The sequence below is a fragment of the Sphingomonas sp. SORGH_AS_0879 genome (assembly GCF_030819175.1).
Lineage (GTDB): Bacteria > Pseudomonadota > Alphaproteobacteria > Sphingomonadales > Sphingomonadaceae > Sphingomonas.
In genome coordinates, this window is sequence record NZ_JAUTBJ010000002.1 from 500,742 (window position 1) to 521,090 (window position 20,349).

Annotated in this window: 21 protein-coding genes and 2 pseudogenes; 11 read left to right on the plus strand and 12 right to left on the minus strand. The window is 67.8% G+C overall.

Annotated elements, in window-relative coordinates:
• Positions 1–31: 31 nt before the first annotated feature.
• The 8 genes from QE379_RS02945 to QE379_RS02980 all read right to left on the minus strand — a co-directional run bounded on the left by QE379_RS02945 (position 32) and on the right by QE379_RS02980 (position 6,796).
• Complete coding sequence (locus QE379_RS02945) at positions 32–739, minus strand: YoaK family protein (RefSeq protein ID WP_306997684.1); 708 nt, start codon at positions 737–739, stop codon at positions 32–34.
• Positions 740–749: 10 nt separating this feature from the next.
• Complete coding sequence (locus QE379_RS02950; RefSeq protein WP_307003051.1) at positions 750–2,105, minus strand: alginate export family protein; 1,356 nt, start codon at positions 2,103–2,105, stop codon at positions 750–752.
• Positions 2,106–2,133: 28 nt separating this feature from the next.
• The gene (locus tag QE379_RS02955; RefSeq protein ID WP_306997686.1) at positions 2,134–2,571 is read right to left on the minus strand and encodes a DoxX family protein; all 438 of its coding nucleotides are present in this window, start codon (positions 2,569–2,571) and stop codon (positions 2,134–2,136) included.
• On the minus strand, positions 2,568–3,464 hold the full coding sequence (locus tag QE379_RS02960) for a glyoxalase (protein WP_306997688.1): 897 nt from the start codon (positions 3,462–3,464) through the stop codon (positions 2,568–2,570). The genes QE379_RS02955 and QE379_RS02960 overlap by 4 nt, the downstream gene beginning before the upstream one ends.
• A 14-nt stretch (positions 3,465–3,478) precedes the next feature.
• Positions 3,479–5,326: an amidohydrolase gene (locus QE379_RS02965; protein ID WP_307003053.1), complete on the minus strand. Its 1,848-nt coding sequence runs from the start codon at positions 5,324–5,326 to the stop codon at positions 3,479–3,481.
• 80 nt (positions 5,327–5,406) lie between these two features.
• A complete protein-coding gene (locus tag QE379_RS02970) occupies positions 5,407–5,664 on the minus strand; it encodes a XapX domain-containing protein (protein WP_306997690.1) in 258 nt (85 codons plus the stop codon).
• Between the two features lie 3 nt (positions 5,665–5,667).
• Positions 5,668–6,327 carry an isochorismatase family protein gene (locus tag QE379_RS02975; RefSeq protein WP_306997691.1) on the minus strand — a complete coding sequence of 220 codons (660 nt, stop codon included), beginning with the start codon at positions 6,325–6,327 and terminating at the stop codon, positions 5,668–5,670.
• A gap of 154 nt (positions 6,328–6,481) precedes the next feature.
• Entirely contained in the window at positions 6,482–6,796 is a 315-nt protein-coding gene (locus QE379_RS02980; RefSeq protein ID WP_306997693.1) for a hypothetical protein, read from the minus strand.
• Between the two features lie 439 nt (positions 6,797–7,235).
• Between QE379_RS02980 and QE379_RS02985 the strand changes: the two genes are divergently transcribed.
• The 6 genes from QE379_RS02985 (at position 7,236) to QE379_RS03010 (ending at position 14,146) form a co-directional block, all read left to right on the plus strand.
• Entirely contained in the window at positions 7,236–8,210 is a 975-nt protein-coding gene (locus QE379_RS02985) for an alpha/beta fold hydrolase (protein ID WP_306997695.1), read from the plus strand.
• Between the two features lie 33 nt (positions 8,211–8,243).
• Positions 8,244–9,260 carry an MBL fold metallo-hydrolase gene (locus QE379_RS02990; RefSeq protein ID WP_306997697.1) on the plus strand — a complete coding sequence of 339 codons (1,017 nt, stop codon included), beginning with the start codon at positions 8,244–8,246 and terminating at the stop codon, positions 9,258–9,260.
• Positions 9,257–10,120: an alpha/beta fold hydrolase gene (locus tag QE379_RS02995; protein ID WP_306997700.1), complete on the plus strand. Its 864-nt coding sequence runs from the start codon at positions 9,257–9,259 to the stop codon at positions 10,118–10,120. The genes QE379_RS02990 and QE379_RS02995 overlap by 4 nt, the downstream gene beginning before the upstream one ends.
• Positions 10,120–11,778 (plus strand): FAD-dependent oxidoreductase, encoded by a 1,659-nt coding sequence (locus tag QE379_RS03000; RefSeq protein WP_306997703.1) that lies wholly within the window; start codon positions 10,120–10,122, stop codon positions 11,776–11,778. The genes QE379_RS02995 and QE379_RS03000 overlap by 1 nt, the downstream gene beginning before the upstream one ends.
• A gap of 23 nt (positions 11,779–11,801) precedes the next feature.
• On the plus strand, positions 11,802–12,368 hold the full coding sequence (locus tag QE379_RS03005; protein WP_306997706.1) for a carboxymuconolactone decarboxylase family protein: 567 nt from the start codon (positions 11,802–11,804) through the stop codon (positions 12,366–12,368).
• 215 nt (positions 12,369–12,583) lie between these two features.
• Positions 12,584–14,146: a sensor histidine kinase gene (locus QE379_RS03010; RefSeq protein WP_306997709.1), complete on the plus strand. Its 1,563-nt coding sequence runs from the start codon at positions 12,584–12,586 to the stop codon at positions 14,144–14,146.
• Here the strand turns inward: QE379_RS03010 and QE379_RS03015 are convergent.
• Both QE379_RS03015 and QE379_RS03020 read right to left on the minus strand, forming a co-directional pair.
• Entirely contained in the window at positions 14,066–14,419 is a 354-nt protein-coding gene (locus QE379_RS03015) for a response regulator transcription factor (protein WP_306997711.1), read from the minus strand. The genes QE379_RS03010 and QE379_RS03015 overlap by 81 nt on opposite strands.
• 100 nt (positions 14,420–14,519) lie before the next feature.
• A complete protein-coding gene (locus tag QE379_RS03020; RefSeq protein WP_306997713.1) occupies positions 14,520–15,179 on the minus strand; it encodes a response regulator transcription factor in 660 nt (219 codons plus the stop codon).
• 81 nt (positions 15,180–15,260) lie between these two features.
• On the opposite strand from QE379_RS03020, the gene QE379_RS03025 reads away from it, so the two are divergent.
• On the plus strand, positions 15,261–16,082 hold the full coding sequence (locus QE379_RS03025) for an alpha/beta fold hydrolase (protein ID WP_306997715.1): 822 nt from the start codon (positions 15,261–15,263) through the stop codon (positions 16,080–16,082).
• A gap of 82 nt (positions 16,083–16,164) precedes the next feature.
• Here the strand turns inward: QE379_RS03025 and QE379_RS03030 are convergent, their stop codons facing one another.
• On the minus strand, positions 16,165–16,455 hold the full coding sequence (locus tag QE379_RS03030; protein ID WP_306997717.1) for a UBP-type zinc finger domain-containing protein: 291 nt from the start codon (positions 16,453–16,455) through the stop codon (positions 16,165–16,167).
• Between the two features lie 346 nt (positions 16,456–16,801).
• Here QE379_RS03030 and QE379_RS19555 point away from each other — a divergent pair.
• The 3 genes and pseudogenes from QE379_RS19555 to QE379_RS03045 form a co-directional block, all read left to right on the plus strand.
• Positions 16,802–17,095, plus strand: a pseudogene (locus QE379_RS19555) (M17 family peptidase N-terminal domain-containing protein); the annotation flags it as partial.
• A 216-nt stretch (positions 17,096–17,311) separates the two neighbouring features.
• Positions 17,312–17,942: pseudogene (locus QE379_RS19560) on the plus strand (response regulator).
• Between the two features lie 149 nt (positions 17,943–18,091).
• Positions 18,092–18,652, plus strand: coding sequence for a helix-turn-helix domain-containing protein (locus tag QE379_RS03045; protein ID WP_306997723.1), 561 nt, complete (start codon positions 18,092–18,094; stop codon positions 18,650–18,652).
• Between the two features lie 51 nt (positions 18,653–18,703).
• On the opposite strand, the gene QE379_RS03050 is transcribed toward QE379_RS03045, so the two are convergent.
• Complete coding sequence (locus QE379_RS03050) at positions 18,704–18,910, minus strand: hypothetical protein (protein ID WP_306997725.1); 207 nt, start codon at positions 18,908–18,910, stop codon at positions 18,704–18,706.
• Between the two features lie 216 nt (positions 18,911–19,126).
• Here QE379_RS03050 and QE379_RS03055 point away from each other — a divergent pair, with 216 nt between their 5' ends.
• Complete coding sequence (locus QE379_RS03055; protein WP_306997727.1) at positions 19,127–20,329, plus strand: MFS transporter; 1,203 nt, start codon at positions 19,127–19,129, stop codon at positions 20,327–20,329.
• The last annotated feature ends 20 nt before the right edge of the window (positions 20,330–20,349 follow it).

Below are 20,349 nucleotides of genomic sequence, written 5' to 3' on the forward strand. Positions count from 1 at the left end.
GGGTGCGTCCTGGCCCACACGAAAGGGTGGATCAGCCCCCGGCGGGCTGGCGCGCGGACGGGTGGCGTGTGCAGGCCAGCGTGCCGCCGAATATGGTCGCACCGGCCAGCGCGAGCGGGGCCGCCAGCCCGAAGCTCCGCATCAGGACTGCTCCGAGCAACGCCCCGAGGAAGATCGCGAAGACCGCGCCGAGGCGCCGGGACCAGTTCGGGTTGGTGCCGCCGGCCGCCGCCGAGTCCGCCGCGATGCCGGTGATCGTCAGGGTCAGCACGGTGGTCGTCAGGTCGGGCACCTTGAGCTGGCGGATGGTGGCGTTGCGATAGCCCATCGCGATTGCGGTCAGCGCGATGATCGCAAAGACGCGGAGGCGATCGGGCGCGGAGATGTCGAACCCGACCGCGATCAGCGCCGCCGCCCAGAGCAGCCCCGCTTCGATCAGCGCCGACCGGATCAGCCAGCCGCCGAGCGGCTTTCCGACCTGGCGGCGCGCCATCCGGCCCGCGAGGAGCGCGCCGAGCATGAAGGTGAGGATCGCCGCGACATAGACCGGCCAGTGAAAGCCGGGCGTCCCCGCCGCGGCAAAGCCCAGGAACACGATATTTCCGGTCATGTTGGCGGTGAACACCTTGCCCAGGCCCAGCACGCTCGCGGCATCGACCAGCCCGGTCGTCGCCGACAGGAGCAGCAGCAATTTGGGGAGTGGGGAGGGGGAGGTCGCGGGCGCGGCGGCTGGTGCCATGATAGTCTCCTCAGAATCGGAAATTCGCCTCCAGCCCCAGCATCACGATCGTGTGGGCCGGGCCGGTCTGCTTGATGAAGTCGCCAGGTGCGAAGGCCGACAGCGACCCGGACAGGTTGAGTTCCGGCGTCGCCTGCCAGTCGATCGCCGCTTCCGCCTCCGCACCGATGAACCGGGCGGTCGCCGATCCTGCGGGGCGGATGAGGTTGCCGGGGATGTCGTAAAGGCCATCGGCCTTGGCGAAGCGCCAATAGGCCATCGTCGCGACGCTGCCCGAGACGTTGCCGCCGAACGACGCGGTGACCCGCGGGTTCACCGAGATGATGTTGTAGGGGCCGACCGGCGACAATTCGCCGAAATATTTGCCCTTGGGGAACAGTGCGTTGAACGTGCCCAGATGCCTGTCGTCGGGATTGCGATCCCCGCTGGCGATATTCATGCGCAGGGTCGCGTCGGGCATCCATCGTAGCTGATCGAACCGGTGCCCGCCCTCGACCGCGACGGTCCAGGCGGAGATCGGTCGGTCCGCGAAGCGCCCGAACTGGTACACGCCCTCGGCATTCCAGTGCCAGCCGTCCCGCTTGCCGGACAAGCGCGCGCCGAGGCTGTGGCGCAACTCGCGCCCTTCCGTCCCGCCGAACCGCGCCGCGCGGTTGCGATAGCCGAGATAATAGAGGTCGATCCCGCCGCGGGACGCATAAGCCCCCCAAAGCGACTTGGTGCGCGAGCGTCGGTCGTCGAACGTGCCCATGCCCGGCTGTACGGGCTGGACCGCGATCAGGCTGACCGTCGCGCTGCCCAGCGAGGCGAGCGCGCGGAAACCGTCGAACGCCAGCGGCACATTGGGGCCGTATCGCGTGCCGACCAGGCGTTCGGTGCCGAGCGCGATCATCTGGCGCCCGGCGCGAAGCGTCATGCCATATCCTTCGCGATCGCCGGTCATGGCGTCGCCGAGACGCACGTCCGCGAAGCCCTGGAGCAGATCGACCCGCGTCTGGTCGATCGGCCCGGCCTGTGGCGCGACGCCGATGGCATAGGCGGCGATCGGCTGGACGAAGGCGCGCACGCGACCCATGTGCAGATCGGCATGGGGGACGAGCCGCACCCATTGATAGCCGTCATTCGGAGCGGCGGCGCCACCCCAGAGATTGTCACGATAGCTTTCGTTGCGGACGCGCAGTTCGACGCCGGTCGTCGCATAGGCATCTTCGGCAAGCGGGATGTATTTGAACGCCTCGGTCCAGCGACCGGTGCGGTCGGCGGGATCGGCGAGATGCGACCAGTCCTCGTCATAGCGGGTCGTGGTCAGGGTCGGGGGCTGCCATGCCTCCAGCGTCTGCGCGGCGACGGGGGCCGCAAGGCCCATCGCCAGCGCCGAAGCCGCGAGCGTGAAGCTACGCACGACGCCGTTCGCGTTCGGCGACCAGCGCCGCCAGGACGAAGCCGCCGATCAGGCCGAGATGCTCGAAAAAGGCGTTGGTGGCCATGAAGCGGTCCTGCCCGGCAGGCATGGTCCAGAAGGCGTTGGCGGTGAAGGCGGCGAGCAATGTGAACACGCCAAGCATACCCGCGCCGAGCCAGATCAGGCGGCCCGACAGGATCAGCAGCGGTCCGACGATCTCGACGGCGATCGTGAGCGCGGCCCAAAGCTGCGGCGCGTTCATCCCGAAATGGGCCTGTTCGGCCACCGCTGCGGGCCAGTCGCTCGCCTTGACGACGCCGCCCAGCAGATAGGCGCCGACCAATAGCAGGCGCGCGAGGAACCAGGTTGGGCGCCATTCGAGCACGGCGTCGACGAAGCGCGGTTCGCCGGAGGGGCGGCCGGGCGTCACTTCCCGCTGCCCGCATGCACCTCGGCGATATAGCCGCCGGGGAATTGCAGCATGACGGCGCGGCGATCGCCGACGGTATAGGGCGGGACGATGACCTTCACATCGGCGGCCACCGCGCGGGCCAGCGTGGCGTCGAAGTCCGCAACCTCATAGCCGGTCAGCTCGCGCCCGTAAGGCCAGGTCAGCGCGCCATCGGTGACCAGCAGCGTGGTTCGGCCATAACCGGATGTCAGCCGGATGCGGCGATAGGGCTTGCCCGGCTGGCCGATCTCCTCGCCGGGGGCCGCGCGATCGTCGGACAGGATGCTGGCGTGGGCAAAGCGGGTCCAGCTGCGGACATAGGCATCCGCCGTGTCGGCGGTCAGGTAGACGCGGCTCTCCGGCACGCTGGCGGGCGCGGGGTAATCGGGCGTCTTGGTGTGCCAGTAGAGTTGCATCACGCTGCCGCCCGGCCATTGGACCAGCGTGTCGCGGCCGATCGGGTCGGGGAAGGTGTCGACCACCCGGACCGCCCCGGCGGCGCGCGCGGCGGCGACGGCACCGTCCATGTCCTTGACGAGATAGCCGACGCGCTCCTCGCCGAAGGGATAGGGGATCGGCGTCACGAAGCCGAAGACCGAGACGCTGCCGACCGGCGTGATGACGACTTGCGACCGCGTCCGGCTGGGGGTCGGCGTCACTTGGAAAATGCCGCCCGGATTGGGCTTGCCGCCAAAGGTGGCGACGAAGCTCTGGATGAACCGGTCGAAGTCGGCGACCGGCACATAGACATGGGTCGTGTCATATTGCGGACCGACCGAATAGTCCGCGCTCGCAGGCTGGCGGGCGGCGACCGGCACGGCGGGCGTCGCACCGAACAGCGCGACGGCGAGCAGGAGGATCGTGCGCTTCATCGTCTTGTTCTCCCTCATACCGCCCAGCAGCCGCAGCCGAGCGAACCCCAGAAGCTCTGCACGTCCGCCGCCGGCACGTTCGCGCCCAGGGCGGCGGCATGGTCGTGGCCGTGGACGGAGCAGGCGCTGGCGCAACCACAGGCACTGGCGAGTTTCGCGCTCGCCTCGGGCGCGCGGTGATAGCCGCCGAACGTCGCGACCGGCGACCAGTCGGGCATCGGGCGCGGCAGGGCGGGCGCGAGCGTCGCGAAGTCGCCGTCGCCGTGCACGACCTGGCCGCCCAGCAGCGTCAGGACGGAGCGGATGTGTGGAATGGCGCTTTCCGGCACCGCGAAATAATCGTCGGACAGCACCGCCAGATCGGCGAGTTGCCCCGCCTTGATCTGCCCCTTCTTGCCGACCTCGTTGGAGAACCAGGTGTTCTCGTGCGTCCACATCCGAAGCGCCTTTTCGCGGCTGACGCGATTGGCGCCGGGGTAGAGTGAGAGGCCGCCGACGGTCTTTCCCGTCACCAGCCAGTTCAGCGACACCCAGGGATTATAGCTGGCGACCCGCGTCGCATCGGTGCCCGCGCCGACCGGAATGCCCGCCGCGAGCATCCGGGCGATCGGCGGCGTCCGCTCGGCGGCCCTGGCGCCATAGCGTTCGACGAAATATTCGCCCTGATAGGCCATGCGATGCTGCACCGCGATGCCGCCGCCCAGGGCGGCGATCCGGTCGATATTGCGGTCGCTGATCGTCTCGGCATGGTCGAAGAACCAGTTGATGCCGGTCAGCGGAATGTCGCGATGGACCTTTTCATAGACGTCGAGCGCGCGGCCGATCGTCTGGTCATAGGTCGCGTGAAGCCGCCAGGGCCAGCGATGCTCCGCCAGCAGACGGATCACGGGTTCGAGGTCGCCCTCCATGCCGGGCGGCATGTCCGGTCGCTCGACGCGGAAATCCTCGAAATCGGCAGCGGAGTAGACCAGCATCTCGCCCGCGCCATTGTGGCGATAGCTGTCGTCGCCCTGGCCGGGCTTCACCTGTTTCACCCAGCCCTGAAAGTCGGCCAGCTCCTCCTTCGGCTTCTGCGTGAACAGATTGTAGCTGATGCGCAGCGTGAGCTGGCCGTCGGCGTGGAGCTGTTCGATGATCCGATAGTCGTCGGGATAATTCTGAAAGCCGCCGCCCGCGTCGATCACCCCGGTCACGCCCAGCCCGTTCATCTCCCGCATGAAGTGGCGGGTCGAGTTGATCTGATAGTCGGGCGGCAGCTTGGGCCCCTTGGCGAGAGTCGAATAGAGGATGGTCGCGTTCGGCCGGGCCAGCAGCAGGCCGGTCGGGTTGCCGCGCGCATCGCGCACGATCTCGCCGCCGGGCGGGTTCGGCGTGTCCCTTGTATAGCCGACCACGCGAAGCGCCGCGGCGTTCAGCAGCGCGCGGTCATAGAGGTGGAGGATGAAGACTGGCGTGTCGGGCGCCACGGCGTTCAGCTCGGCGATGGTCGGCAGGCGCTTTTCGGCGAACTGATGCTCGGTAAAGCCGCCGACGACGCGAACCCATTGCGGCGCGGGCGTGTTGTCCACCTGTCGCTTCAGCATCGCCATGGCGTCGGCCAGCGTCGCCACGCCGTCCCAGCGCAGCTCCATATTATAGTTCAGCCCGCCACGGATGATGTGCATATGGCTGTCGATCAGCCCCGGAATCACCCGGCGTCCGCCTACGTCGATGACGGTGGCGTCGGCCTTGGCTGCCGCGCGGGCCTCGCTCTCGCTGCCGACCGCCAGGAAGCGGCCGTCACGGATGGTGATCGCCTCGGCCTGCGGGTTCTCGCGATCGAGCGTCGCGACGCGGGCGTTGAGGATCAGCAGGTCGGTCATGGGCGGATTCCTGTTGGCGGCGATCAGCGGAAGCATGGCGGTGGCGGCACCGCCCAGGACGACGGCGCGCCGGGTGGCGGTCATGCCGCGCGCTCGGCGGCTTCGTTGTTGGAGGGCAGTCGGCCCAGCACATGCTCGGAGCAGGAGGTGCGGATCGTCGCGGCCTCCTGTCGGCTCGCGAACAGGCTCTTGGCGAGCGGTACGACCTGTTCGCCGACCAATATGCCCAGCAGCCCCACCAGCGCGATCGCCGGTGGAGCGGGCGACCGTACCTTGAGCAGTCCGTAGATGACGCCGACAAGCACGCCCGCCGCGATCGAGATCAGGTACGGCCGCATGGCTCAGTGACCGCCTTCGGAGGCGCCGAACATCGTCCTGGCATAGGTGATGCCCAGGCCGTAGCCGCCGCCGAACTTCTTCGCGACCCCGGTGGTGGCGTCATAGGTTTCGGTCCGCGCCCAGTCGCGCTGCAACTCCAGCAGATATTGAAGCGCGGTCATCGGCTTGGCACCGAGCTGGATCATCCGCTGGCAGGCGCGCTCATGCGCCTCCTCCGAAATGTCGCCGCAGGCGTCCGAGATGAAATAGCAGTCGAAGCCCTGGTCGATCGCCGACGCGACCGGCCCGACGATGCAGACGCTGGTCCACAGACCGGCGAAGACGATCCGCTCCTTGCCGATGCGGTTGACCTCCCCGATCACGGCGGCGTCCTCCCAGGTGTTCATCGAGGTGCGGTCGAACATCGCCTGGCCGGGGAAGGGCGCGGTGACCTCGTCGAACATCGGGCCGGAAAAGCTCTTCTCGGCGACGGTCGTCAGGATCGTGGACACGCCGAATGCGGCTGCCGCATGGCTGACGAGCGCGGCGTTGTTGCGGAGCAGTTCGGGCGCGATCGACTTGGTCGCAAAGGACATTTGCGACTGGAAGTCGATCAGGACGAGCATGTGGTCGGTGGGGGTGATGAGCGACTTGCCCGGGGTCGGCGTGGCGGTGATCGGCATGGCTCGATTTCCTTTCTTCGGCTGCGCGCATCCGGCCCGGACCCCGGTCCGGGGCAGGGTTCGGATCTGCGGTGTTCGGATGTCTTGTGGTGGCGCGTCGGTCGGCGGTCTTGGACGATCGTGACGCGAAGAGGACGCGGCGAACGCGCCGCGATCAGAGGGACAACAGGCCGAGCGCGTCGATCTGCGCCTGCGAGAAGCCATGGGTCGCCAGCGGCGGCGCAAGGTCATCGGCGGCCCGGCGCCGGCGGCGGCTCGCGCATACGAACCGGCGGACCGCCTCCAACCGGGGATCGGCGAGCGATGTGGGGCGGTTCTGGCCGAAGACCAGCGCCGCCGCCCGGCCGAGGATGCCCGCCGGTGCATCCCGGGACTGCTCGGCGCAACCGCAGCGCTCGGCGTCCTGAAGGGCGATGGAGACGGCGGCCCATTCGTGGCGGGACAGCGTGGGTTCGGCGGTGGCGGACATGGACAGGCTCCCGTTATGGCAACCCGATCGTGCGCGCCCCGGTCCCGAAGCGGCAGCCGTAAAAGTCCGATCCATTTGTTCGACCGAATGGAAAAGCGGCGGCTTCCGGGGCCCCCACGCACAGCGAGAGCCGCCCGGCCCGTTCGTGCAAGTGGCGCATCGGATATGCAATCGCCGGTCCGGTCATCCGGGGCACCACGCTCCCACGAAGGGAGACGAACATGGCACCGGAACCGGATCAGGACGATGAGGATGGGCGCGAGGAACGGCTCGACGAGGCGATCGAGGAGAGTTTCCCGGCCAGCGATCCGCCCGCGACCGGCGACTTCGCCTGACAGGGGCCAGCCGACGTGCGGATCGTGCCAATTGCAACGCGCTTCTACAATCGCCGGGCGATCGAACGGGGCAGGGTGCGGGAAACCGAAAAGGGAAACCCGCCATGCTTCATCATCAGGATCGATCCGGCCACGCCGAACTGACACGCCGCACCTTGTTCGCCGGAGCCGGGCTCGCGGTCGGTGCCGTCGCGCTCACCTCCGCGGGGGAGGGCGTCGCCCAGCAACCCTCTGAACCGTCGGCCACGCCGGGCGGGGAAGGCTATGCGACCGCGAGCGATGGCGCGCGCCTCTATTACAAGGATTGGGGACGCGGCCAGCCGATCTTCTTCCATCACGGCTGGCCGCTGACGGCGGACGACTGGGACGGGCAGATGCTGTATTTCCTGTCCAAGGGGTATCGCGTGATCGCGATGGACCGGCGTGGCCATGGCCGTTCGTCGCAGACCGCGACCGGCAACGACATGGACACCTATGCCGCCGATGTCGACGCCGTGGTCCGCAAACTCGATCTGCGCGATGCGATCCATATCGGTCATTCCACCGGCGGCGGCGAGGTCGCCCGCTATGTGGCGCGCCACGGCCAGGGCCGCGTCGCCAAGGCCGTGCTGGTCAGCTCGGTGCCGCCGATCATGCTCAAGACCCCCGACTATCCCGGGGGTCTGCCCCGGTCGGTATTCGACGGTTTTCGGGCGCAACTTGCCGCCAATCGCGCCGACTTCTACTGGCAGGTGCCGATCCCCTTTTACGGCTTCAATCGGCCGGGCAAGCCGGTGATCGAAGGGGTGCGCCAGAATTGGTGGCGGCAGGGCATGATGGGCGGTGCCAAGGCGCATTATGACTGCATCAAGGCATTCTCCGAAACCGACCAGACGGCGGACCTGAAGGAGATGGGCGTCCCGACGCTGATCCTCCAGGGCGATGACGATCAGATCGTACCCTATCAACAGGCCGCGTTGCTCCAGGCCAAGCTGGTCCCGAACGGCAAGCTGAAAATCTATCCCGGTTTCTCACACGGGATGCTCACCCTCAACGGCGAGACGATCAACCCCGACATACTGAGCTTCCTGAAAAGCTGATCCGAGGTGGAAACAGGTTCCGGGAGACCCGCCATGCCCGCTCGCCGCATGATCATCGCCGCCGCCCTGGTGGCCCTGGCAACGACCCGGCCGGCGGCCACCGCCCCCGGCCCGGTTCCGCCCCCCTTGCGTCCGCAACAGGTCGCCACCGGCGCGACGAAGCCGGTCGGGGGGCAGGCACCGGGCTATTACCGGCTGTTCGTCGGTCGCTTCGAGGTGACGGCCCTGCTGGACGGAACGCACCCCTTCCCATCCGACAGGGTCGCGATCGGCGCGACCAGGGCCGAGGTGGAGAAGGCATTGGGCGAGGCGTTCCTCCCCTTGCGATATGAAGGGATGATCAATGCCTTCCTCATCGACATGGACGGGCGACTGGTGCTGATCGATTCGGGAGCGGGCAATCTCTACGGCACCGAGGGCGGGGGGCTGAAACAGGCCATTGTCGCGGCAGGCTATACGCCCGAGCAGGTGACCGACGTCTTCGTCACCCATCTGCACGAGGATCATGTCGGCGGGCTGGTGCTGGACGGCCAGCCGGTGTTTCCCCATGCCACCATCCATATCCCCCGCAAGGATGCCGACTTCTGGCTCGACGACCGCAACCGGGCGGGTGTCGATGACCTGCTCAAGCCCTTCTTCCCCGCCGTGCAGGGTGTCCTGGCACCCTATCGGCGGGCCGGGCGGGTTTCGCCCTTCGAGGAGGGGGCGGCGCTGCTTCCCGGCCTGACGCCGATCGCCGCGCCGGGCCATACGCCCGGTCACACGGCCTATCTTCTAAGTGACGCGGGCCAGTCGCTGCTATTCTGGGGTGACACCGTGCACATGGCGCCCGTCCAGCTACCTCATCCGAAGGTCGCCATCCGCTATGACTGGAACGTGCCCATGGCCGTCGCGTCGCGCCGGACGTTGTTCGCGATGGCGGCGGACCGGCATTGGCTGGTCGCGGGCGCGCATATCTCTTTCCCCGGCATCGGGCATGTGCGGCACGATCGGGGCGGCGGATACGCGTTCGTGCCCACCAACTACACGCTGAATCGGGGCCGTCCATGATCTCCATCGCCAACCACACGGTGCGGGCCAACGGCATACGCCAGAACTACATCGATGCCGGGGCCGGTGCGCCCGTCGTGCTGCTCCACGGCTTTCCGGAGACGAATTTCGCGTGGCGGCACCAGGTTCCGGTGCTGGGCGAGCTTTACCGGATCATCGCCCCCGACCTGCGCGGCTATGGCGAGACGGAGAAGCCCGCCAGCGGCTATGACAAGCGCACCATGGCGCGGGACCTGGCCGCGCTGCTCGACACGCTGGGGATCGGGCGTATCGCTTTGGTCGGCCATGATCGCGGCGCGCGGGTGGCGACCCGGTTCGCGAAGGACTTTCCCGATAGGGTCGACCGGCTGGTGGTGATGGACAATGTGCCCACCCGCATCGTCGCGCGCGACCTGGATGCCCGTATCGCCAAGGCCTATTGGTTCTTCCTCTTCCATCTGGTCCCCGACTTGCCCGAGGCGTTGATCGCAGGGAAGGAAGAGCAGTGGCTGCGCTGGTTCTTCTCGGACTGGACCTATGATCCGGCGGCGATCACGGGTGAGGCGTTCGACACCTATGTTCGCGCCTATCGCGCGCCCGGCGCGGTACGGGGGGCCATGGCGGACTATCGCGCCAATGCCGAGGATGTCGCGCAGGACCAGGCCGATGCCGATGTGAAGATCGCCTGTCCGACACTGGCGCTATGGGGCGCGAACTTCGGCGCGGTCGGCGAGATGTTCGACATGCCCAAGGTCTGGGCCGAGATGGCCGACCATCTGCGCGCGGTGCCGATCGAGCGGTGCGGACACCTGCCGCACGAAGAGCGACCGGAAGCCGTCAACGCGCTGCTGCTCGACTTTCTCGACGGGTGGGCGGGCTGATGGCCGGCGGACCCGAACCCGATCCCTATGCGCGGACGGGGCAGATCTATCCGATCCTCTCCGAGGAAATGATCGCGCGGGTGCGGCATTATGGGATCGAGGAGAAGATGCCCGCCGGAACCACGCTGTTCCGCCGGGGCGACCGGCATGCCGACTTCTTCCTGATCCTGGCCGGGGAGGTAGGCATCTTCCATGCCGGTTCGGTGGACGACGACGAGCGGCTGCTGACGGTCCATCGCGGCGGCCAGTTCACCGGCGAGCTCGACCATGTCAGCGCGCGGGCGTTGCTGGTGACCGCTCGGGCGCTGACCGCCGCGCGGCTGATCCGCATCCCCTCGGGCGATTTCCGCAGGCTCCTGTCCGGCGAGGCGGACATCGCCGAGATCGTCATGCGCGCCTTCATCCTGCGCCGGATGGGGTTCCTCCATCATGGCGAGGCGGGCATCACGATCATCGGCGCGGGCGCGACGCCCGACACGCTGCGGCTGGAGCGTTTCGCCATCCGCAACGGCTACCCCTTCCGGCTGGTGGACACCGCGCGGGACCCCCTGGCGATGGACCTGTTGGCCGAGTTGGGGATCGATCTCATGGACCTGCCCGCCGTGGTCACGCCGGACCGGCAGGTCCTGCGCAACCCCAGCACCGCCGAATTCGCGGATCGCCTGGGCCTGACCGAGCGGTTCGAGGCGGGCGAACGGTGGGACGTCGCGGTGGTCGGCGCGGGGCCTGCGGGTCTGGCGGCCGCGACCTATGCCGCCTCGGAAGGGTTGCGCACGGTGGTGATCGAGGCGCTGGCGCCGGGCGGGCAGGCGGGCACGAGCAGCCGTATCGAGAATTATCTGGGATTCCCGACCGGCATCTCCGGCCAGGCGTTGGCCGGGCGGGCGCAGGTGCAGGCGCAGAAATTCGGCGCGCGCATCGCCGTCTCCCGCAAGGTCACGGCGCTGGACTGTTCCGATCATCCGTACCGGCTGGAACTGGAGGACGGACAGATCGTCACCGCGTCCGCCGTGGTGGTGGCGACGGGGGCCCGCTACCGCCGGTTGTCCGTGCCGGATTACGAACGCTTCGAGGGGGCCGGAATCCAATATGCGGCCACCGCGATGGAGGCCGCGCTGTGCGAAGGCCAGCAGGTGGTGGTCGTGGGTGGCGGCAATTCCGCCGGTCAGGCGGCGGTATTCCTGTCGCATCATGTCGGGCATGTGCACATGCTGATCCGCAAGGAGAGCCTGGCGGCGACCATGTCCGACTATCTCGTCCAGCGGATCGCGCTTTCCTCGACCATCACGCTGCACCCGTTCAGCGAGGTGAGCGCGCTCGCAGGGGGTGAGGCGCTTCGCGAGGTCGAGTGGCGCGACGTGCGCACCGACGAGCGGACCCGGATAGAATGCGGCGCGCTGTTCGTCATGATCGGGGCCGAGCCGAACACCGACTGGCTCCGCGACTGTTTGCCCCTGGACGCGAGCGGCTTCGTCATGACCGGAGCCGATCGCGAAGGCCGCGCGCTCGGCTCGCCCTATGAAACGTCGCGGCCCGGAATCTACGCGGTGGGGGACGTCCGCGCGGGCTCGATCAAGCGAGTCGCGTCCTCGGTCGGCGAAGGGTCGGTGGTCGTCCAGGCGATCCACGGCTTCCTCGAACGCCTGTCCCGCACCTGATCCAGAAGAAAAGAGGACATATCATGCGCCTGGCGCCAATCGCTCCCGCCGACCTCTCCGCCGCACAGCAGCCCTTGTTCGCCGCCATGCGGGAGGGCGTGGCCGCCAAATACGACCTGTTTACTACGATGCGGGCGGACGGCGCGCTGCTGGGGCCGTGGAACGCCTGGCTGCACGACCCGGAACTGGGGCAGGCATTCTGGACCGTGACCCAGGCGATGACCAGGGCGCGGCGGATTCCCGACCGCCCCCGGCAGGTCGCGATCCTGGTGGTCGGCGCGCATTTCGGGGCGGCTTACGAAGTCTATGCGCATGGCGTGGTCGCCGCCAAGGCGCATGGCATGAGCGAGCGCCGGATCGCCACGCTGGCAGCGGGCGAGCGACCGGAGGACCTGGATGATGAGGAAGCGGTCGCGCATGATGTCGCGAAGGCGCTGCTGCGGGGCGGCGTCCTGCCCGACCCGCTTTACCGGGCGGCACTCGACCGCTTCGGTCAGCCGGGCGTCAACGAGTTGATCTACCTGGTCGGGCATTATGGCTTCGTCTCGATGACCCTGAACGGCTTCGCCGTGCCCGTGCCCGCCGAATGACGCGCGTGACGGATAGCTGACCCCCGTGTTCCCCTCGGCCGGATCATCCTCCACCCGATCGTGTGATCCTGCGTCACGCCATCGGGGGATGCGCGCTCCGGGCGGCGGGCTAAGGTACTGGCATGTCACGCGGGATTGCCTCTTCGACGGTTCCCCGCTCCGGCGCGGGGCGCGTTGAACTCGTGCCGGCGGCCACGACCCTGCCATGGACGCAGATGGTGGCCGGTCTTCTCGCCGCATCGATCTTCTGCCTCGACGCCTTCATGCCGCAGGCGCTCGCCGTGGCGGGCCTGTATGTGCTGGTCCTGCTGACGGCCGCGCTCGGGGGCGGGGCGAACAGGCGCCGCCGCATCACGCTCTGGTCGGCGGCCTGCCTAGTGCTTTCGGTCCTGGGCTTCGGCATATTCGAGATGCGGGGCGCGCCGCCGCTCGCCATCGCCCATCTGGCGATCAGCGTCGTCATCCTCGTCGCGACCTCGATCCTGCTGCTGCGCGCGAGCGCGATGGACATGGCGGCGCGGCTGGGCGAGCGCCGCTATCGCAGCATCTTCGACACGCTGGCCATGGCCATATGGGAGCATGACTTCACGCCGGTGGTCGAGGGGATCAGGCGCCTGCGCGCCTCCGGCGTCGTCGATCTGCGCCGCTTCCTCGACCAGAATCCGCAGTTCGTGATCGACATGCGGCGACAGGTTCGCATCACGGACGTCAACCTGGCGGCGCTGAAGATGATGGGTGTCGCCAGCAAGGAGGAGTTCTTCTCCAGCCTGGGGGACTTCCTGCCCGAGACCGACGAGAGCTTCGCCGAGTGCATCATCGCCCTGGACGAACGCCGCCATCTCTTTCAGGCGGAAACCGTGGTCGTGTCGCGTAGCGGGGAGCCGCGCCAGATCATCGTCGCCTTCGACCTCGGGCCAGAGGCCTGTCTCGAAAGGGTGCCCGGCAGCATTCTGGACGTGACCGGCCGCAAGGCCCTCGAAGCGCAGATCGGAAAGGCGCGGGCCGATCTCGCCGACGCGCAACGCAACGGCGCGTTGGCGGCGATGTCGGCGTCCATCGCCCATGAACTCCATCAGCCCATGTCGGCCATCCAGAGCTATGCGGACGCCGCGCGGCGCTGGATGGCGCGAACGCCGCCCGATCTGCACGAGACGACGGCCGCGCTGGCGGGGCTCGGACAGGCGGTCGGCCATGCGCGGACGGTGATGCACCGCGTCCGCTCGCTGGTCGGCAACGCCCGGATCGCGTTCGACGATATCGATATCGGCGAGCTCCTGTCGACGACCGTGCGGCTCATGGAACGCGACGCCGTCGAGGCGGGAACCCGCATATCGCTCGACGTGGAGGCGTCGTCGGGGCCGCTTATGGTGCGGGGGGACCGAATCCTGTTGAAGCAGGTGTTCGTCAACCTCGTCACCAACGCCATCCAGGCGATGGAGGGCGTTCCGTCGGATCGACGGCTCGTCGCGCTTCGGCTGAGCCGGCGCGGCAGCGAGGCGGTGGCGATCGTGGAGGACTGGGGTCCCGGCTGGGCGGCGGCGGCGGAGGCCAAGGTCTTCGGCAGCTTCTACACCACCAAGGAACATGGGATGGGACTGGGCCTGTCTATCAGCCGCACCTCGCTCGAACGGCATGGCGGCTCGATCGCGCTTCGTCGCGGTGGCGGCGGCGGGGCGATGGTGGAGGTCGCGCTGCCCTTAGTCGGCGTGGAGCCTGGCCCGGATGGCGGCCTCGATGGTCGCCTGGAGGAGATCGCCGTCGAGCGGCTTCTCCAATAGGTCCACGACGCATCCGGCGTCCCGCAGCGTCTGCGCACGCTCATTGGGATAGGCGGTCATGAGTATGATCGGCAGTTCCGGGGCGCGGTGGTGCAGATGCTGTGCCAGCACGACCCCGGTCATGCCGGGCATCTGAATGTCGCTGAGCACGCAGGCGAAGGAGGCGAGCGGCTGGCGCAACACATCCTCGCCGGAAGAGAAAGTGTGGCAGTCGAAGCCGAGGGATCGCAACAGGCTTGACGTCGCGGACCTGACCAGGGGCTCGTCATCCACGATGGCGATGAGGCCGGGTTTCAATAGTCTCTCCCGTCCAGCGATGACGATTGCCGAACCCTAAGACCCGGGGAGGGGGGCTGGCGAGCCATACGATCGGTTAGGTGCTGGACAATTGATCCGCCAGGCGCACCAGATCGGGCACGCGGCGCAGGCCCAGCTTGCGCATCACGCTCGATCGGTGGAGCTTGACCGTGATCTCCGCGATGCCGAGTTCGTGCGCGATCTGCTTGTTGAGCAGGCCGCGCACGACGCCGTCCATCACCTGGCGTTCGCGGGGCGTGAGCAGGTCATAGCGTGCTCTGGCGTCGGCCGAGCCCTGATGGGCGGCCCGGTCCGCGCGGGCGCGTTCGAAGGCGAGGTTGACGGCGTCCAGCATGTCCTGATCGCGGAAGGGCTTGCTCAGGAAGTCGACGGCCCCCGCCTTCATCGCGCGCACGCTCATCGGAATGTCGCCATGGCCCGTCATGAAGATGACGGGCAGGTCCGCCCCGCTGGCGTTCAGCGCCGACTGGAACTCGAAGCCCCCCACCTCGGGCATGCGCACATCGGTCACGACGCAGGCGAGCTGGTCCCCGGTGCCCATATCGAGCGCCTCGCGGGCGTTCGCATGCAGGCGCGTCACGAACCCGACCGAGCGGAACAGGCTGTCCAGCGACGCGCGCACCAGGGGATCGTCATCGACGATGATGACCAGGGGCGGCGAGGGCGCGTGGGCGACATCGCCCGGTGCCGAACGCGCAAATTGGGTGCCGTCCATACAATCCTCGATCTGCTCGCCTGAATAGGGATGGGCGCGACGGCTCGCGACCGATCGCGACCTCGCCAGGAGTTTCTACCGATGCCTTACGTCACTGCCAAGGATGGAGCCGAAATCTACTATAAGGATTGGGGCACCGGACCCGCCATCTTCTTCAGCCACGGTTGGCCGCTCAGCGCCGACATGTGGGAGCAGCAGATGATGTTTTTCGGAGAGGCGGGCTTCCGCGTGATCGCGCATGACCGCCGGGGCTTCGGCCGCTCCAGCCAGCCATGGAGCGGCTATGACTATGACAGCTTCGCCGACGATATCGCGCTGGTCCTCGAAACCGCGGGCGTGGAGGAGGTGGCGCTGGTCGGCTTCTCGATGGGCGGCGGCGATGTCGCGCGCTATATCTCGCGCTACAAGGGCGCGCGCGTCACCAAGGCCTGTCTGACCTCCGCCGTGACCCCCTTCTTCATGAGGGCGGACGACAATCCCGACGGCGCGCCGCCCGAAATCTTCGACGGCATCCGCCAGGGCCTGTTGAAGGACCGGCCGCAGTTCCTCGATGATTTCAACGCGCTGTTCTACGGAACGAACAAAAACCCGGACGCGGTGTCCGATGGCATCCTGAAGCAGACGCTCCAGATCGCGCTGATGGGCGGGATCAAGGGCACCTATGACTGTGTCGGTGCCTTCTCGGAGTCGGATTTCCGCCCGGACATGGCCGCCTTCACCATGCCCACGCTGATCGTCCATGGCGACGCCGATCAGGTCGTGCCGATCAAACCCACGGCGGAGCAGGCGCACCGCATGATCCCGCATTCCGAGCTGAAGGTGTATGAAGGCGCGCCCCATGCGCTCGTCGTCACGCACAAGGACCGTTACAACGCCGATCTGCTGGCGTTCCTGCGCGGCTGATCCCCGAGGATCCGCCCACCGCAACGCCGCGACCCCGGGGGTTGCGGCGTTGCTCGCGTCCATGCCGGTTCGGGGGATCGGATCACACGAAGCGCGGGATCGGGCCGATTTGCGGTGTCCGGTCGGGTAGCGGGACGAACGCCTCGTCGATGTAGCACCATCCCCAGCCTTCCGGCGGATCATAGCCTTCGATGATCGGGTGGCGCGTGTCGTGAAAATGCGCCCGCGCATGGCGATGGGGCGAGTCGTCGCAGCAGCCGACATGGCCGCATTCGCGACACAGCCGCAGATGCACCCAGACGCTGCCGATCTTCAGGCATTCCTCGCATCCCTTTGCGCTGGGTGTCACATGCCGGACCGTGGTGCGGTCCATATGCCTGCACATTGCCGTCATGCTGAATCTCCCGGAGGCTCGGATGTTCGTCTAACGGTCTGAAAATAAATCGCTTTCACCCGGTGGGGAAGGATTTCCACGCGGTACGATCGCTGTTTGGGCAGCCCCGTCCAAGAAGCATCCATCCCGTCCAAGGCCCTGGTCCGTCGCCCATGTTGTGCTCCGGGGCAAAGGATAGCGATCGGAGCGAGAGGGCGATGGGGCGGGATTGCCGGTGACGAAGGGCCCAGGAACCATCGGCGGGTCGCGGGTGATCGGCGTGCTGCACGGCTGCACCCTGGACATCGTGCCCGGCACGCTCTGGCGGGTCGAGGCCGATCTGGCCGTGGCGGGCATCCATTTGCGGGACCCCGCGCCGACGATACTGGTCGGCCTGGAGCGGGCCCTGGGAGGTGGCGTGAAGGGATTGCGCCATGCCGGCCTGCTGTCCGGACGGCTCGGCGAGACGCTGCTCCTGTCCAGGCCACCGGGGCCGATCCGCGCCGGGGCGGTGTTGATCCTCGGGCTCGGGACCACCGAGGCGATCACGGCGGATACCGTGCGCCGCGCCGCGCAGGCCGCCGCCGAACAGGCGACGCGGATGAAGGTCGGGCATGTCGCGTCCGCGTGCGGCGGGGAGGATGGAGCCGATGCCTCGACGCTCGCCATGCCGCATCTGTGGGTGGCCATCGCAGGCATCGAGGCGGTGCTCCGGGCCAGTACGCAGCCCGTGCGCCGATGGTCGTTCCTCAGCCGCCCCACAGATCTGGAGCGGTTCGTCGAGCGTTTCAGGATCGCCTTCAACCGCGCTATAGGCGATGAACCTCCGACGGCTGAAGGAGGAACAGGTACTCCGATGGCACAGACAGACATTATCCGCATCCTGATCGTGGACGACCATCCCATGTTGCGGGAGGGTGTGCGGGCCGTCATCGACCCCCAGCCGGATATGGACATCGTCGCCGAGGCGGAAAGCGGTGAGGCCGCGATCACCCTGTTCGAACGCCATCGGCCCGATGTCGTGCTGATGGATCTCCAGATGCCCGGCATGGGCGGCGTGGCGGCGATCACGGCGATCCGCGGTGCCTATCCCAATGCGCGGATCGTCGTCCTGACGACCTATTCCGGCGACGCGCAGGCGATGCAGGCGCTCCGGGCGGGTGCGGCGGGCTATCTGCTGAAGAATGCCTTGCGCAAGGAACTGCTCGACACGATCCGCTCGGTTCATGCCGGGGGACGCCACCTGACCGCCGAGGTCGCCACCGGCATCGCGCTGCACGCCATGGAGGACGCGCTGTCCGGGGCGTGAGGTGGAGGTGCTGACGCTGGCGGCGGGCGGCAATTCCAACAAGCAGATCGGCGGCCGCCTCGGCCTCTCCGAGGATACGATCAAGGGCTATATGAAGGTCATCTATTCCAAGCTGGGCGCGTCCGATCGCACCCATGCGGTCACCATCGCCGCACGGCGGGGCATGATCACGCTCTGACCCTTTGATGACTTCCTACCGCGCAAGCTGAACCTTGGTTGGGGGTTGCTGCGGCCAAGGTGCAGGGTCGCGGCAAACCCCCGTTCGATTTTTTGGACGATCTTCGAGGGCGATAACGACTCCCGGACATTGAATTCGGGAGGAACGCGATGCTTTCGGACGCCAGGGCCTTTTCGCACACCGATGCGAACGCCGCGCCGCCCTATCTGCTGGAACTAATCGGTCGGGCGGAGCGTGCGATCGAGGACGATCCCGCGCTCACCCGTCGCTATCTGGATGAGGTCCGCGACCTACTCTCGGGCGGCGGGACCGATCCGATGGACCGGGTGCTGCTGCCCAGCGCGGTTCCGGTGGATGGCAACGGGCCGACCAAGGGCGGTCTGGCGGCCTGGCAGATCCGCCGGGTGCGCGACCATGTCGAGCGGTATCTGGAAAGCGCGATCCTGATCGAGGACCTTGCCAATGTGGCCAGGCTCAGCCCCGGTCATTTCTGCCGCGCGTTCAAGGCCAGCACCGGCGACACGCCGCATGGCTATATCGTCCGCCAGCGCATCCGTCGCGCGCAGACCCTGATGCTGAGCACGCGCGACTCGCTCAGCCAGATCGCCTGTGCCTGCGGGCTGACCGACCAGGCGCATCTGACCCGCCTGTTCCGCCGCCTGGTCAACGAAACGCCGCTGGCCTGGCGCCGGACCTGGCAGGCCGCGTGACCTTCCCGGCCCTGGGGTATCCGCCCGAGGGCCCGGAGGGATCGGTTCAGCCTATTCCGGCACGACGCCGCGGCCCGCCACGCGTTCATAGGCCGACAGTTCGTCGCCGATCGCGACCTTCGCGGCCAGATCGTCCGCCCGGGCCTGATCCTTGGCGGCCTGTTTCGGGTTGTCCGCATTCCCGTCCGGGTCGGCGGCCCCGACATTGGGGCTGTCGGGGACGTACAGCACGCGTTCTTCGTTCGACTTGTCTTCCATATCCGGCTCCTTCACGCTGCTTCAAACGCGGAACGGGAGCCACGGTGCCGCTATCCAACGGAATAGGCGGGCTTTTCATCCGCAAACTGCCGCTCGGCGGTGTATCCGTTCGGGATATACAAGACGTGGCCATCGGCGGGCTGATACCCGGTGGCCGCGTAACCTAGCCTCGTATCCGACAATCTTCGGGGATCGGGTTTTCGACTGGAGGATCGCATGACCATATCGACACCCCCGACGCCGCTTGCCGCCTCGCCAGCGTCGAGCCCGGCCCTCGGACGGGGGCTGACCTTCGCCATGGCGGTCGCGGCGGGGATTGCTGTTGCCAACATCTATTACAACCAGCCGATGCTGGGGGTGATGGAGCGGGACCTGCCCGGTGCGGCGACCGGGCTCATCCCGACCGCGACGCAACTCGGCTATGCCGCCGGGTTGTTCCTGCTCGTGCCGCTGGGCGACCTGATCGAGCGCAAGAAGCTCATCGTCCTGCAATTCCTGGTGCTGGCCATGGCGCTGGTCGCCGCCGCCGTCGCGCCGAATGCCTGGGCGGTGGTGTTCGCTTCGCTCCTGCTCGGCGTGGCAGCGACGGTGGCGCAGCAGATCGTGCCCTTCGCGGCGCATCTCGCCTCGCCCGAAAAGCGGGGCGCGACGGTCGGGACCGTGATGTCGGGCCTTTTGTGCGGCATCCTGCTCAGCCGGACGCTTGCCGGCTTCGTCGCCACCCATGCGGGCTGGCGCGAGATGTTCTGGCTGGGCGTGCCGATGGCGCTCGGCGCAGGGGGGCTGATGGCGGCGGCACTGCCGCGCAGTCATCCGGACAGCGATCTGCGTTACGGCCAGCTTCTGGGTTCGCTGCGGCATCTGTGGAACGAGTTCGCGGAGCTTCGGCTGGCGGCCGTGACCCAGGCGTTGTTGTTCGGTGCCTTCACCGCCTTCTGGACCATCCTTGCGCTGCATTTGCAGGAACCCCGCTTCGCACTCGGTGCTGATGTGGCCGGGCTGTTCGGCATCGTCGGAGCGGTCGGGATTCTCGCCGCACCGATCGCCGGGCGGATGGCCGATCGGCGCGGACCGCACGGGGTGATCGCGATCGGGGCGGCGCTGACGCTCCTCTCCTGGGCGGTGTTCGGGCTGTGGCAGTCGCTCGCCGGTCTGGTCGTCGGGGTGATCCTGCTCGACTTCGCGGTGCAGAGCGCGCTCGTGTCCAACCAGCATGTCGTCTACGCGCTTCGTCCCGAGGCGCGGGCGCGCCTGAACACCATCTTCATGGGGGCGATGTTCCTGGGCGGCGCGGGCGGATCGGCGGCGGCCACCGCGGCGTGGAGGGCGGGCGGCTGGTCCGCCGTCGCGTGGCTGGGCATCGCACTGGCGGCGGTCGCGGTCGCTCTCCAGAGCCGAAGCATCCTGCGGCGGCGGTGAAGGTCGAGCCTGTCGCCGCG